This window comes from Zavarzinella formosa DSM 19928 (assembly GCF_000255705.1).
GTDB lineage: Bacteria > Planctomycetota > Planctomycetia > Gemmatales > Gemmataceae > Zavarzinella > Zavarzinella formosa.
The window spans coordinates 1,190,236-1,204,002 of the sequence record NZ_JH636440.1 but is presented as its reverse complement, the minus strand read 5'-3'; the positions used below and the strand labels follow the sequence as shown (position 1 = coordinate 1,204,002).

Below are 13,767 nucleotides of genomic sequence, written 5' to 3'. Positions count from 1 at the left end.
AAATCAAGCGACTGGCCTTCCCGCAACTAGCATAACGCCCCATTGGTTCATTCCCTATCATCAAACAAGCCTCCCCCGGAAATCAACACTCATGCCCCGCGAACCATACCTCGAGATCGACGCCCTCCTGCAACCCATCCCCGGCGGGGAACCGGCCGGCCAACCGGCGTCGGTGGTGCTTCGGCAGCAACTTGACATCGCCCGCAAGGAAGACCCTTTCGACCCGAGCGTGAAAGCCGACTGGCCGATGGTGCGACGACTGGCCGAGGAGGCGCTGCAAAACACCGGCAAGGATTTGCTCGTCGCCACCCGGCTCGCGGAAGCGGCCACCCGCCTGCATGGGTTCGGCGGCCTGCGTGAAGGGCTGACCCTGTTGCGGCGATTCTGGAACGAATGGTGGGACACCTTCCACCCCGTGCCCGAAACGCCGGAAGATCTCGACCTGCGAACCGGCCCGCTTAACTGGATGAACGACGCCACACGGGCCGCCCGTTTCCCGGCGAGCCTGGGCAGGCTGCCGATGATTCGCATCAAGAAAACAGCCTATTCGCTACACGACTGGCAGGACGCCGAAACGGCCTCCCGCCTCGCCATCGAGGGGGCCAATCGCCGGGATGTGGAGATTGACGATTTTCGCCAGAATTACGCGGACTTGCTGGAGGCCGAGCGGGAACTGGTGGAACTCTCAAAGGCCGTGGACGAAAAGATCGCCCAAGCCGACCTCAGCCTTCTGGCCGGCGGTTCCACCCTCGGGGCGGCCGTCGCCGAATGCAAAACGATGATGGAGGGCATCAGCAAAAAGCTCAACATCCCGCTGGCCGAGGAAACCCATGCCCCGGCCGCGCCGACAGCGACGGCCTCCGCCGGCGGAACGGCCCCTGCCCCGGTGTTCCACGCCCAACCGGCGGGGATGTCCCGCGACGACCTGTACCGCCAGCTCAGCCAGATCGCTGACGCCCTGCAAGCGCTGGAACCCCACAGCCCGATCCCGCTGATGATCCGCCGGGCCGTGCGGCTCGGTGGCCTCTCATTCCCCGAACTGATGCGAGAAATCATCCGGCAAAACAGCGGCGCCAACGACGAACTCGACCAACTCCTTGGCGTGGTCCGGGAATGATTTATTGCGGCGACGATTCTTCTTGGCGGGGCGAGATGTCTTCGTCGAAATCCCTCTCATCCTGGCTGAGCGATGTGCCGGAAAAATGCTGTTCCAGCCGCCTTTTGAAATTGCCAATTCGCCTCCAATAGCCAATCAATACGACGAAGGGAACGACTGATTGCAAGGCAAAAATAGCCGTCGTCAACAATAAGTGATTGTTGCCCGTCAATATCGCCAAGATACAAATCACACAACCAACGCGGAGCAGATTGTCATGCTGATAACCCCGCATGCCATACGCCTCATCATTGGAGCGTTCGCCAATCGCATTGAATTGTTCGCACAATGAAATTGCCAATTGATGGATTGCCCAGATGGCAAAGATGATTCCCATTCCGGGAATCAGGCTGTACCACACCTCGCCGGGACGGATTTGCCGATGTTCGGGACGTATGACGAGCGCCGTGCGATACATGGTGATGGCGATCATAATCCAAAGACCGTATCCGACAAGGAAGAAGCCCGAGGCGACGATGATGAGTGTCAGCAGCGGATGATCGAAACCCATTGAAGCTCCTCGATTCATTTATCGACAAAGATCAATGCTTTTCCTGAAACGGCGGGGAGACCAGAGTACTCCGCCCACTCTTATTGCGGCGGCGATTCCTCTTGGCGAGGCGGGATGTCTTCGTCGAAATCCCTCTCATCCTGGCTGAGCGATGTGTCGGAAAAATGCTGTTCCAGCCGCCTTTTGTAGCCGCCAATTTTTATCAAACAATAAGACATCAAAACAAGCGGAATTCCGAAAAATTGCATAACCAAGAAGACGGGACCCATCAACGGATGAGAATTCACCCCAATAATTAACAGGATAAAAATCAACCAAGCATAAACCAAATAACGGATGAACTTGGTACGAAAGGGTGGAATCTCATGCACATCATCGCCGTGCTGTTCGCCAATCGCCTCGAATTGCTTTTGCAGCGAGATTGCCAGCTGCCGAGCCGTATACAGGATAAATATGAATCCGATCACCGGAATCAGTCCATACCAAGCCTCGCCGGGTGAGATTTGCCGAAACTCGGGACGCATGACGAGCGCCAGACGATGGGTGGTGATGGCGATCACAACCCGAAGAGCGTATCCGACAGCAACCAAACCCAGAATGACGAGAAGTATTATTAATTGTTCGGAAGGCATGATGAACACCAGACGATAAATGGGGATGGCGACCACGATCCAATGGAGGCGAAGCTCAGGGCAACAACAACAGATGATCCAAGCCCATTGAAACTTCCCGATTGCATCCGCCGCAGATCATTTGTCGGCAAAGATCAATGCCCGGCTTGATGCGGCAAATCATCCCCGTAATCCAGTTCCTCGGGCGACAATCGGGACAAGTAATCGACTGGCAAATATTGCCGGAGGCGGTTTTTATATCGGGTCATTCGCACCCAATAGGTGATCCAACCCAGAAAGGCCGCGATGAACAACATCGAGACAACCGGACCGGCGATGTCGAAGTCACCCATCTGATAACCGACCACACAAGACACGATGGCCAGAACGGCACCGCCGGTCCATATTTGGCCGGTCACCAGCGAATAGGTGTTGGTTGGTTCGGGCTTCCCCAAGGCGGTGAATTGCCTCCGAAGCGAAGCGGCCACTTGGTGAACCATCCAGACGGCCATGACGGCCCCCGCCCCTGGAATCAGGCAATACCAGACAAGGCCGGGCGCCATCCGCCGATGTTCCGGCCGGATTGTTTTCAATAAATCGCCTATCGAGCCAAGGAACAACGCGAATATTCCGCAGACGATGGCAATCAATAAGAACAGCGGGACAATCAAAAACAAGAAGAACCAGCCCATGAGTGCTCATTGCCTCAAATGCAATTACCAACGGTCCTGTTCATCAGGGCGGCCTTCCCGGATATCGTCCGCGTAGTCCAGTTCTTCCTGAGTGAGCGGAAGATTATCAAAATGCTTCTTGAGACGGGCTTTATATTTCCCGAGTTGCCACCAATAGTTTACCCAACCGTTGAAACCAACCACGATAAACACACCGATCATGAATACCGTCATCGTGTGCAGTTTTGACAAGCAGCCGAATGTCAAAAAGAAGCCAATGCCGAGAATGCCAACCGGCCAGGTTTGCCCGGCATCCAGCCCATATGAATCTGCGGGATCCGGCTCGCCAAGCGCCTCGAATTGTTTCCGGAGTGAGATCGCCAATGATTGCACCATCCAGACGGCCACGGGATATCCCGCGAAGGGAATCAGGCAGAGGAACACGGATGCGGGGTCAAGCTGCCGATGCTCCGGCCGGATGAGTCTTGTCACGCGGAAAGCGGTCCACAGGAACGCCAAGAAAACGCTTCCCATCCCGACGATCAGAGCAAACAGAATGGAACCGATCAAAATCTCAAATTCCATACGAATTCTCTGAAGGCCACGGCGGCGAATCTTGGCGGCTTCAAGGGGAATTTCGCCTGACGTTAATTTACGGCCGGTCCTCTTCGTCGGGGTGGCCCTTTTGCAAGCCGTCCCCGTAGTCTTGTTCTTCCGGCGTGTGTGAATCGGTGGTGAAGTGCCTTTGAAGGCGTTCCTTGTAGTCGTCGATTTGGATCCAGTAGACAATCCAAGCCGCCATGCTTCCCGTCATTCCCAGAACCATCACCGGCCCGGCGGTTTCCGAAAACGCCGGCATGTTTCCGGCCAGCGCGGCCTCGGCGGCGAGGGCCAGCCCGCAAAACCAAAACTGGCCGGGCGACAAGCCATACGAATCGCCCGGTTCGTGTTCGCCAAGCGCCACGAATTGCCGGCGCAGAGAATACGACACCCCGAGAATCATCCCGATCGACACGAACAACCCCGCGACCGGAACCAACCCGAACCAAACCAAGGCGGGCAACAATTGCCGATGTTCGACCCGGACGAGCTTCAGCGTGCGATAAACCGAGAGATGAAATAGGACATAAGCCAGGATGGCGCAAACAAACAGCAACGCCAGCAACCCGGCAATGCACAGAAACAGCATGGCCTCAATATTCATGAAAGCCCTTTGCTCAAAGGCCGCGAAGCGCCGCCTTCTTGGGGGGGGGCGACTGCCTCACCCCCATTTTAGACCGGGCGATCATCGCCGGGGGAGCGCTCGTTGATGTCTTCTCCGTAATCCAGTTCCTCCTGGCTGAGGCCGTTGATGCGACCGGTTGCGGCAAACTTCTCAAGCCGGGCTTTATGTTCGCTGATCTCCACCCAATAAACGCATCGAACCGTGAAGACAAACACACATGCGGGCAAGAACAAGACGGGCCAAAACCACAAAACGCCCCCAAAGACCACCAGACTGCCTGTCCAAACCAACCCGGCGGTTAACCCATAAAAGTCTCCGGCCTTGTGTTCTTCGAGGGCTTCAAATTGACTCCGAAGCGACCATGACAAGGCCCACACCATCCACATGGCCCAAAAGATCCCCGCGCCGGGGATCAAACAAAACCAGACAACACCGGGTGGAAATCGCCGATGCTCGGGACTGATCGTCTTCATGGTCCGGTGCATGGTGAGCAGGAAATTGACAATGACAACAAGTCCAAAAATGACCAGTGTCAGCAGAAGCAAAATAAAAACGCCGAAACAAAGCAGTTCCATGCGATTTCCTTGTTGCGCAGGCCGGAAGCGGCGATTTCAGTTATCTGTCCCCGCCGGGCTGTCGTTCTCGGGTTCTCTCTCTCCGGTGCCATCCCCGTAGTCTTGTTCTTCTTGGCTGAGACCGCTGATGCGGCCGGACGCGGAATGGCTCTCCAGCAGGGTTTTTAGTTCAACAATGATTCCCCAATAAATGAACCAGTCAATGGCGGCCACCGTGAAGATGGCAAAGATCGTCAAAGTAATCGTCTGGGGGACCGGATCGTCCAAGGATGAAAGATTAAAGAACGCATCAAGGCACAAAACCAACGTCAGCGTCAGTTGGCCACACGCCCAACCCATGCCGGAAATCAGGCCAAAAGAACCCGCGGCCTGGCCTTCGCCGAGCGCCTCGAATTGACGGCGAAGCGATGATGTCAGCGCCCAAACCATCCAAACAGCCATCAAAGCCCCGACGACGGGGATCAGCAAACACCAGACAAAGCCGGGGAAAAATTGCTGCCGATACTCGGGGCTGATTAATTCCACCGTCCGGGAAATAGCGAACAAAAAACGGCTGATTGTCGCCACCACAACCACGGCCAACACCACCAAAGACAAAAGCAACAAGCCGAGGCCCAAGGCGTCCATGTGAGTTCCTTTTGCGGTAACGGGAAGCAATGACTTCAGCCCTCTGTTCCCGACCGATCGTCGCTTTCCGGTTTTCGCTCTCCGATGTCATCCCCGTAGTCTTGTTCTTCTTGCGAAAGACTGTCGAGGCGGCCAGACGCGACATGCTTCTCCAGCATGGTTTTGAATTCGGTGATTTCCTGCCAATAAATAGGCCAGCCGATGATGGGCGCCACAATAGCGAACATGATCGCGATAATGATTATCTGGGCGACCAGCGGTTTCAGAGATGAAATGCTGACGAAGGGAGCGAGGCTCAAAGCACAGATCAGCGTCAGTTGGCCGCACGACCAAATCATGCCGGACACCAACCCGTGGAAACCTCCGTTTCGGGGTTCGCCGAGCGCCTCGAATTGACGGCGAAGCGACTCCGACACCGCCCAAACCATCCAAACGGCCAGAAAGAATCCGACACCGGGGATCAGCAAGCACCAGACAAAACCGGGCGAAAGTTGCCGATGCTCGGGACTGACCAGTTTGACCGTCCGGTGAATGGCAACGAGGAATCCGATGACGGCTACGAATCCAAGGACTGGTAACACCAACAAAAAAAGGCCGAAGCAGAGGATTTCCATGTGAGTTTTCTATTTGCAGAGACGGGAAGCCGCGGTCTCAACCTGTTGTTCACGACCGACCGTCGTCCTCGGGCTTTCTCTCCCCGATGTCGTCCCCGTAATCCAGTTCCTCTTGGGTGCGGACAATGATCCGGCCGGTTGCGGAATGTTTCTCCAGTCGGCTTTTGTATTCTCTGATCTGCTCGCGATAGGCGATCCAGCCGATGAAGGCCGACACGAAAAAGGCGTAGATCGTCAGGCAGAGGGCGTTGATCGGCAGAGTCGACAAGGACGACAGGTTGATGGAGAGAGCCAGCCCCGTGACCAGCACAAACGCCAGCAGGCTGTAGGCCCAGATCAGGCCGGCCACCAAGCCGTAAGAATCTTCGGGTTGCTGTTCTTTGATCGATTCAAATTGATATCGAAGCGACGCGGCCACGGCGCAGACCATCCAAACGGCCAGAAAGAATCCGACGCCGGGAATCAGCAGATACCAGACAAAACCGGGCGAAAGTTGCCGATGCTCGGGACTGACCAGTTTCACCGTCCGGTGAATGGAGGACAGAAAACGGCCGGCCATCACCACCAGAAAAACAACAGACACCGCGAAAGACAGAAGAAAAAAACCGAGGCAGAGAAGTTCCATGCGGATTCCTTATCGCCGGGACGGCAAGCAACGACTTCAACTTTCTTTTCCCCCGGCTGTCATCTTCCGGTTTTCTCTGTCTGATGTCATCACCGTGGTACGGTTACTCCGTAATGGGCTGTTGGGGACTTGATTTGATCCTTGGAAAATCTTGAATGCTCCAAGCGAACCTGTTCCGGCAACAGGCCAATTCACTTCTGGATTGTCACTTCCGGTTTGCACTTCTCCCGTCACCTCTCGAACGCCATACTGGACGCTATGTGCGATAAATTTCTACCGTACTCCGTCCTGAGTAAAGCCACGCTTCGAGGAAAGGAGTACGCCTGGCCATTCCCTGCCGTAGAGGAGGCGGTTACCGCCGCCGTAGCAAGCCGACTTGCCACATTCGGCGGGCAGGCTCAGTTCCGCATCCCTGAAGGCACTTGCGAACTGTACTGGCTCTCGGCAGACAGTGACAAACGACTTCCTGACGAGGGGTGGGATGATTACGTCGCTCGCAGTGCTGCTGAAGTTCTGGCCAAGTTCGTCGCAATGTGGAAACAGACGGACTTCACTAAAGAGGCACGCCAATGGCCGGACTTAAACAGGCTGCACACTCAAGGTGTGGATCTCAACCAATGCCTCTGTTTTGTCCTGTATTTTGGAACCGAGCCGACCGCACCCGCTGAACTGAGCAAGGCAGATTTTAAGTAGGCCCATTATTTCTTCTGATAATGGGCCAGTTCACCTCCGCCGGATGCAGCCAATTTTTCTGGCATGCGTTGGCGGTTGGTTTTCGCCCCAAGGGGGCGCTCGAAAATAGCCAGGGGCGGCCGCCGCCCCTGGAATCCCGCCATTTGAGGTTTTCCGCCCCAACGGGGCGGCGCTTGCTGGTTGTGCCACCCCGTTGGGGTGGATTCCTTTTGGCCGTCGTTGACCAGGGGCTTCCACCCCTGGCTATTCTCAAGCGCCCCCTTGGGGCGAAAACCAATCTGTTTTCCTTGTCTTCCACCAGCAAAACCCTCTGATTTTGAAGTCAGACAGTCTTGATCCTCCCGCTTTGGTCCCATCCGACCAAAGGAGTTTAAAGCCAAGGTCACTCCGCTGACGATACTAACGACTTTCAAACGAGTCAAAATGGGCAAGTGAATGATCGGGCATGAGAACGCCACTATTGATGTCTGGCCGGGGCCGCGGCCCAAGACGGTGATCGCGGACGGCGGGGCGATTCTGGAGATTCCCGCCGGGTGGGTTCTGCTGCCTCCCGGTGACGCGGGGTTGACCCGGCGGGTCAAGGCGGCCGGGCCGACGTGGACGATGTTGGAGAAGAAGGGTCGGCGGATCATGTCGCGGGGCGTTTGGGCGCCGGGCGAACATATCACCAAGGCAAAGGCCGATCTGGAGGCCGAGCGGTCCACCGAAAGTTACGCGGCCAAGCAGCGGTCGGCGGCCAAACGGCGGGAGAAGGTTCAGGCCGAGTACACAGACGACTTTCACGGGGCCGTGCTGGCCTACCTGCACTTCCACCCAAATCATGCGGAATTGGCTGAATTGGTGGCGAAGGCCGTCACCACCCACGCCACGCCGGTCGGTAGTGGCACGGTGGCCCGGACGAAGCGCATCCCCATCGGCGACCGGGCGGCGGCGGCCGTCATCGCCTGGCTGCGGCATCAGACCACCGAATACGACATGATGGAAATTTCACGCGGCCGGGGAGACCGCCGGGAAGTTCGGCGAAAGCTGGCTCAACAATCGAAGGCGATGCTGGAACGCTATCGCCGGGGGGATGTGATCGCGGAGGTCGATTGCCCGTTGCGGGTGGCCTTGCGCTAACTCAGCGGGCGGCCTGCCAGCGGATGTTGCGGAACTCCACCGGGTCGCCCTCGGCGTTCACGGAAAATGTGCCGGTCGCGGGGGCGTTCACCACGGAAGCAACAGTCACCCCGTTGATGATGACGGCCGCCGACCGGCCTTCCAGTTTGATGGTCATGCTGTTCCAGTCGCCGATGGCCTTGGGCTTGACCCCGGCGGGGATCGTCTCGAATGCCTTGAGATGGTCGTTGCTGGCGACGATTGACGTGGTCATCTTGCCGCAATCCGTTCCCAAGGCGATCTTGCAATTCTGCTCGCCATTGCCCCGCACGGTGACGGAGGCGGCCACCGCTTTTTTCGCGTTGGACGCGGTCGGGGTGAACCGCCATTCGACATGGAATGTCCCGTCCCCAAACAATTCCTCGAAGGAGTAAGACTCCTTGGCGGCCTCGCAAACAAGCGTGTCAGCCGTGGTCAGTTGCCAGGGATTTTTGCCCGATCCGCTTCGGGACCATTCTTTCATTTGTTTGCGAATCAGAGGAACCCCGACGGGTTCGCCTTCCGATTTCGCGGGAAACGAAAAGACCAGCGAGGCGATCAAACCGATGAGTGCGGTGAGAATGACGGTGCGCATCGGGAAAACTCAGCGGTGTTTGGCTATCATGGGAATGTCCGACGGGAAGCATAGAACACGATTGGGCCTCATGTCGAACTCCGAAACAACGACCCCGCCCGAACCGTCGTTGGTGACTGTCCGCAAACCCTTGGGCTGGCTGGTGATCGGGCTGGCGTGGCCGGTTCTGGTTCAGCAATTTTTGATCCTCAGCGTCGCCCTGTACGACCAGTTTCTGGCCGGAAACAACCCGCCGGAAGACCCGACGCTGCATATCGGCCACCAAGCCGCCCAGACGACCGCCAATTACATTTCGTGGTTTATTTCCTCCGCCTCGGCCCTCGTTTCCGTCGGGGGGACGGCCCTCGTCGCCCGTTTCGTCGGGGCCGGGGAGCGGGACCGGGCCAACCGGGTGGCCAATCAATCGCTGGCGCTGGCCTTTGTCTTCGGGATCATCGGCACGCCTCTGGCCCTGTTCGCCCTGCCGTGGGCTGTTCATGCCCTCGGCCTGCGGGACGAAACGGCCTGGAGCGCCGTGCAGTTCCTTCAGCCGATTTTCTTTCTGGTGACGTTCCAATTGCTGGAACAATCGGCCATCGCCTGTCTGGTGGGGGCGGGGGACACCCGCACGGGGCCGTTTGTGCTGGGAGGGGTCGCCCTGCTGAACATTCCGATGGCGTGGACCTGTTTCCACGGTTTCGGGCCAATTCCCGGAATGGGCTTTTACGGCATCGGCATGGGAACGGCCCTCAGCCATGCGTGCGGCTCCCTGACCGTATTGGGCGTGTTATTGGTCGGCCGGCACGGGCTGAGATTACGGGGCGCCGACTTGTGGCCCGATTTTCCGTTGATTTATCGCATCCTGCGGATCAGCTTGCCGGCCAGCGTGGACACCTTGTCCATCGGCTTGTGCCAGCTTTGGTTTCTGTCGCTCGTCAACGCCCTCGGGAATGTGGCGGCGACGGCCCACGGCACGGCCATCCGTTGCGAGGGGTTGGGCTATATGTCCGGCCAGGCGTTCGCTACGGCGGCGTCGGCCCTCGTCGGGCAGAACCTCGGGGCGAAGCGGCCGCACGAAGCCGCCCGGTCGGCCCGTGTCGCCCTGTTGTTCGGCTGCGTGACGATGTCCCTCATGGGGGTGCTGTTCTTCACGTTCGCCCCGGCCATGTTCCATTTTTTCAGCCCTCATGCCCATCAACAACCCGTGGTGGATGCCGGGGTTCCCATTCTGCGGCTGGTGGCCTTCGCCATGCCGCCGCTCTCGGCAATCATCGTGCTGACGGGCGTTTTGCGCGGGGCGGGCGACACCCGGTTTCCCATTCTGCTGAGTTGGATCGGCTTCCTCGCCATCCGGTTGCCGATTGCTTACTTGCTCACGCGGGATCAACTGGATTTGGGGGCCGGAATCATCATCCCCGGCTGGAACCTCGGACTCTTCGGCGCCTGGCTCGCCATGTTCGCCGACCTGATGGTGCGCGGAGCGTTGTTTGTCTGGCGGTTCACCAGCGGCCGGTGGAAGACCGTGCGGGTGTGATGCTGACTGGCGAAACCCGGCCTGTCACTCCCCCGTTTTCGGGGTGAATTCCAGCCCGGTGAAACGAACCAGCCGGACGTTTCCATCGGCAACAACGAACGAAATAAACATCCCGAGTAATTGCGGGTTGTCCGTGTCAATCTTGAACGTATTCACCTCCCAATGACTCAGGGAGAGGTTCCACCCGTTCCATTTCCATTCCAAGCCCTTCTTCCCGGCGATGATCTCCATCACACCATACGCCGGGTGTTCATACTTCCCGGCGTATCGGGCGAGCGGCAGCGATGGCGGCGTACTCGCGCGGCGGGCCACTTCCAGTTGTTTTTGCTCGCGCCGGGCGGCAGATTCCTCGTCGGCGGCGATCTCTTGGAACAATTTGCTCCAGTCGGTCAACGGGGGAAGTTTCAAGAAGTGATCGACGAGTTGGTTGCTCAGGGCGGCGTTCATTCGTGTTCCTTCGCGGTTGGCGAAAATGGCGAAGGCGATGCCATCCTTTGGCATCATCGTGATGTGAACGCGAAGGCCGTCAATGAAACCGGCGTGCTGGCAGAGCAGGTGGCCGCGGTAGTCCTGTACGACCCAGCCAAGGCCGTAGGAAAGTTGCTCGGTGTGCGGGTTCATCCGGGCGGTCAGCCCTTCCCGGCGGATGATCGTTTGCGGGGTCCAGGTTTCCCGAAGGTTTTTCGCAGAGATGAGCGGTCGCTCCCCGACGGTTCCCTCATTGAGGAGGAACTTCAACCACGGGGCCAGATCCTCGGCCGAGGCATGGATGGAACCGGCGCTGTTGGGGGTCTTCATCTCATAGAGGGGAACGGCCGCCAGCTTTCCCTCCGGGTTGGCGCGGTGGCCGATGATGGTTTCCGCCTTGGCCGGATCGGGTTGGGTCACGCCGGCCGTCTTCATTCCCAATGGACGGAAGATCCGGCTTTCGACCAACTCCCCCCACGGCTTCCCGGAGGCTTTTTCGCAAACCAACCCGGCCGCCATGTACATGATGCTCTGATATTGCAGTTCCATGCGGAACGGGGCGGTCGCCGGCATCAGATTACATCGCCGGACAACTTCCTCGGTCGGCCAGGGGGTGTGATACCAAAGCAAATCATGGGCGGGCAGGCCGGTTCGATGGCAGAGGAGATCGCGGACCAAGACCAGTTCGCTGGCCGCCGGGTCGGCCAGTTTGAACCACGGGAGATACTTGCGAACCGGATCGTTCCATGCCAGCACCCCCTCGTCCACCAGACTGGCCATGATGGCGGTGGTGAATTGCTTGGTGCAGGAGGCCAGCGGGAAGACGACCCCCGGCGTGATTGGCTTGCCGCCGATTTCTCGAACGCCGTCTGAAACGATGGCAATCGTCGAAGTCCGGTCAACGGCGACGACATTCACGCCCGGCACATCCCAAGCCTTGCGATTCGTCGCAATGATCTCCCGCAACCGGGCCTCCTGGGCCGGCAGCGGCAGGACCACCGGCCCGAGGGAGATGAACAGGGCGAAAAGCAATCGGCAAAGTTGGTTCATGAGTGTCAATAAAAACAGGCCGACCCGATGAACGAGCCGACCTGCGAACGTTGATTGAATCAGGCAAACCGGGAAGAATCACACCCCGTAGCCACCGGCAAATCCGAGGCCCTTGCCACCGATACCACCAATCCCGCCGATGCCACCAATCCCACCGATGCCTCCAAGACCTCCAAGGCCGCCGATGCCACCAATCCCGCCGATGCCTCCAATTCCACCGATGCCACCAATCCCGCCGATGCCACCGATCCCGCCAATGCCACCGATCTGACCGCCAAAACCACCGATCTGACCGCCAATCTGGCCACCGAATCCGCCAATCTGGCCGCCGATCTGACCGCCGAATCCGCCAATCTGGCCGCCGATTTGGCCACCGATCTGACCGCCGATTTGACCACCCTGCAGGCCGCCTTGGGAGACGCCAGTCATCTGCATGTATTGCCAAATCTGGGTGCCGCCGAGCTGGGGTTGGGTGGTTACCCCCGGAAGATTCAGTTGGGTTTGGCCGCCGCTGAAGCTTTGACCACCGCCGCTGAAGCTTTGACCGCCACTGAAGCTCTGGCCACCGAATTGGCCACCGCCAAACTGACCGCCGCCGAACTGGCCACCGAATTGGCCGCTGTTGTTGCCGCTGTTGTTGCCGTTATTGTTCCCGTTGTTGTTGCCGTTATTATTCCCGTTATTGTTGCCGTTGTTATTGTTCACGGTTCCCTTGAAGATGTTCTGGTTGTAGCCAGGGGGAACGGCGGGCGGGTTGGGAATTCCAGGGCGGGGACCGCCCGGGAAGAACGGTCGGATTTGGGCCGATGCCTCGTTGGGCATCGGCATCAGCGAGATGCCTCCCAAAACGAGCGCCGTGGCACCCAAAATATTTTTGATCGAAACGGACATGATTGAGAGCTCCCTTCAAATAGGCATTTCCAGACATCTGCTTGAGGGTGTTGGAGTGACCGGATGCCCCTGTGCGCAGGGTTCGCAATCAATCCCGTCTGTTTGATAAACGTTGATTGGAAATTCTCGTTGGAAAAATCCAATCAAAAATCAGATCTTGGAAGATACCATTCTTCCACGCGACTCTTACGAGGTCAATCGTGGTTTGCCAAAAACACTTCGCCATCCACACGGGAAAACCCGCCGCTTCCGCAAAAGAATTGCGTCCGACGGTCGCCCCGATACTGTTAAGACGGAGGAGAAGAGCGGCCGGATTTCCCAATAATCAGGTCAAGAGGCGCGTGATCGTTTCAACCATTCAAAGTGGTTGGCGAAAAAGCGAGGGCTATCCGGGAGAACCAGAAAAGGGCGCTAATGCGGAGGAGCTGTTGGCGGAGACGCGTGTGACGAAAAACAGGCCGACTCGATGAACGAGCCGACCTGTGAAAAATGGCCGAAACAAAGAAACAGGGAGAATCACACCCCGTAGCCGCCGGCAAAGCCGACCCCCTTGCCGCCGAAACCGCCACCGAAACCACCGCCAATGCCACCGATTTGGCCGCCGAAACCACCGCCAATGCCACCGATTTGGCCGCCGAAGCCACCAATCTGACCGCCGATCTGACCGCCGAAGCCACCAATTTGGCCGCCAATCTGACCGCCGAAGCCACCAATCTGACCGCCGATCTGACCGCCAAAGCCACCAATCTGACCACCAATTTGGCCACCGATTTGGCCGCCGATCTGACCGCCGCCCCCTTGGGAG

Annotated in this window: 18 protein-coding genes and 1 pseudogene; 6 read left to right on the top strand and 13 right to left on the bottom strand. The window is 58.1% G+C overall.

Features of this window, described 5'->3' with window-relative positions; all coding sequences use genetic code 11:
* Positions 1-91 precede the first annotated feature (91 nt).
* Positions 92-1,117, top strand: coding sequence for a type VI secretion system protein TssA (tssA, locus tag BGIM_RS0116375; RefSeq protein ID WP_020470832.1), 1,026 nt, complete (start codon positions 92-94; stop codon positions 1,115-1,117).
* Position 1,118: 1 nt separating this feature from the next.
* Here tssA and BGIM_RS0116370 read toward each other — a convergent pair whose 3' ends face one another.
* The 9 genes from BGIM_RS0116370 to BGIM_RS0116330 form a co-directional block, all read right to left on the bottom strand.
* The gene (locus tag BGIM_RS0116370; RefSeq protein WP_020470831.1) at positions 1,119-1,667 is read right to left on the bottom strand and encodes a hypothetical protein; all 549 of its coding nucleotides are present in this window, start codon (positions 1,665-1,667) and stop codon (positions 1,119-1,121) included.
* 80 nt (positions 1,668-1,747) lie between these two features.
* Complete coding sequence (locus BGIM_RS0116365; RefSeq protein WP_157369062.1) at positions 1,748-2,299, bottom strand: hypothetical protein; 552 nt, start codon at positions 2,297-2,299, stop codon at positions 1,748-1,750.
* Between the two features lie 134 nt (positions 2,300-2,433).
* Positions 2,434-2,970: a hypothetical protein gene (locus tag BGIM_RS0116360; protein ID WP_020470829.1), complete on the bottom strand. Its 537-nt coding sequence runs from the start codon at positions 2,968-2,970 to the stop codon at positions 2,434-2,436.
* A 24-nt stretch (positions 2,971-2,994) separates the two neighbouring features.
* A complete protein-coding gene (locus tag BGIM_RS0116355) occupies positions 2,995-3,357 on the bottom strand; it encodes a hypothetical protein (RefSeq protein ID WP_157369060.1) in 363 nt (120 codons plus the stop codon).
* Positions 3,358-3,601: 244 nt separating this feature from the next.
* Positions 3,602-4,153 (bottom strand): hypothetical protein, encoded by a 552-nt coding sequence (locus BGIM_RS0116350; RefSeq protein ID WP_020470827.1) that lies wholly within the window; start codon positions 4,151-4,153, stop codon positions 3,602-3,604.
* 68 nt (positions 4,154-4,221) lie between these two features.
* Positions 4,222-4,749, bottom strand: coding sequence for a hypothetical protein (locus BGIM_RS0116345; protein ID WP_020470826.1), 528 nt, complete (start codon positions 4,747-4,749; stop codon positions 4,222-4,224).
* Between the two features lie 36 nt (positions 4,750-4,785).
* The gene (locus BGIM_RS0116340) at positions 4,786-5,376 is read right to left on the bottom strand and encodes a hypothetical protein (protein ID WP_020470825.1); all 591 of its coding nucleotides are present in this window, start codon (positions 5,374-5,376) and stop codon (positions 4,786-4,788) included.
* A 35-nt stretch (positions 5,377-5,411) separates the two neighbouring features.
* Entirely contained in the window at positions 5,412-5,990 is a 579-nt protein-coding gene (locus tag BGIM_RS0116335; RefSeq protein WP_020470824.1) for a hypothetical protein, read from the bottom strand.
* Between the two features lie 49 nt (positions 5,991-6,039).
* The gene (locus tag BGIM_RS0116330) at positions 6,040-6,615 is read right to left on the bottom strand and encodes a hypothetical protein (protein WP_020470823.1); all 576 of its coding nucleotides are present in this window, start codon (positions 6,613-6,615) and stop codon (positions 6,040-6,042) included.
* 141 nt (positions 6,616-6,756) lie between these two features.
* On the opposite strand from BGIM_RS0116330, the gene BGIM_RS0116325 reads away from it, so the two are divergent.
* Positions 6,757-7,308 carry a hypothetical protein gene (locus BGIM_RS0116325; protein WP_157369058.1) on the top strand — a complete coding sequence of 184 codons (552 nt, stop codon included), beginning with the start codon at positions 6,757-6,759 and terminating at the stop codon, positions 7,306-7,308.
* A gap of 5 nt (positions 7,309-7,313) precedes the next feature.
* Here the strand turns inward: BGIM_RS0116325 and BGIM_RS62970 are convergent, their stop codons facing one another.
* Entirely contained in the window at positions 7,314-7,739 is a 426-nt protein-coding gene (locus BGIM_RS62970) for a hypothetical protein (protein WP_157369056.1), read from the bottom strand.
* A gap of 4 nt (positions 7,740-7,743) precedes the next feature.
* On the opposite strand from BGIM_RS62970, the gene BGIM_RS0116315 reads away from it, so the two are divergent.
* On the top strand, positions 7,744-8,427 hold the full coding sequence (locus tag BGIM_RS0116315; RefSeq protein ID WP_020470820.1) for a DUF2293 domain-containing protein: 684 nt from the start codon (positions 7,744-7,746) through the stop codon (positions 8,425-8,427).
* Position 8,428: 1 nt separating this feature from the next.
* Here the strand turns inward: BGIM_RS0116315 and BGIM_RS0116310 are convergent, their stop codons facing one another.
* Positions 8,429-9,040, bottom strand: coding sequence for a 3-keto-disaccharide hydrolase (locus tag BGIM_RS0116310; RefSeq protein WP_020470819.1), 612 nt, complete (start codon positions 9,038-9,040; stop codon positions 8,429-8,431).
* Between the two features lie 70 nt (positions 9,041-9,110).
* On the opposite strand from BGIM_RS0116310, the gene BGIM_RS0116305 reads away from it, so the two are divergent.
* Complete coding sequence (locus BGIM_RS0116305; RefSeq protein WP_020470818.1) at positions 9,111-10,553, top strand: MATE family efflux transporter; 1,443 nt, start codon at positions 9,111-9,113, stop codon at positions 10,551-10,553.
* Positions 10,554-10,577: 24 nt separating this feature from the next.
* On the opposite strand, the gene BGIM_RS0116300 is transcribed toward BGIM_RS0116305, so the two are convergent.
* Positions 10,578-12,071: a serine hydrolase gene (locus BGIM_RS0116300; RefSeq protein ID WP_020470817.1), complete on the bottom strand. Its 1,494-nt coding sequence runs from the start codon at positions 12,069-12,071 to the stop codon at positions 10,578-10,580.
* A gap of 78 nt (positions 12,072-12,149) precedes the next feature.
* A complete protein-coding gene (locus BGIM_RS67155) occupies positions 12,150-12,500 on the bottom strand; it encodes a hypothetical protein (protein WP_238537647.1) in 351 nt (116 codons plus the stop codon).
* Positions 12,501-12,566: 66 nt separating this feature from the next.
* Between BGIM_RS67155 and BGIM_RS67150 the strand changes: the two genes are divergently transcribed.
* Positions 12,567-12,968 carry a hypothetical protein gene (locus BGIM_RS67150; RefSeq protein WP_238537646.1) on the top strand — a complete coding sequence of 134 codons (402 nt, stop codon included), beginning with the start codon at positions 12,567-12,569 and terminating at the stop codon, positions 12,966-12,968.
* A 483-nt stretch (positions 12,969-13,451) separates the two neighbouring features.
* Positions 13,452-13,767: pseudogene (locus BGIM_RS65880) on the top strand (hypothetical protein); the annotation flags it as partial.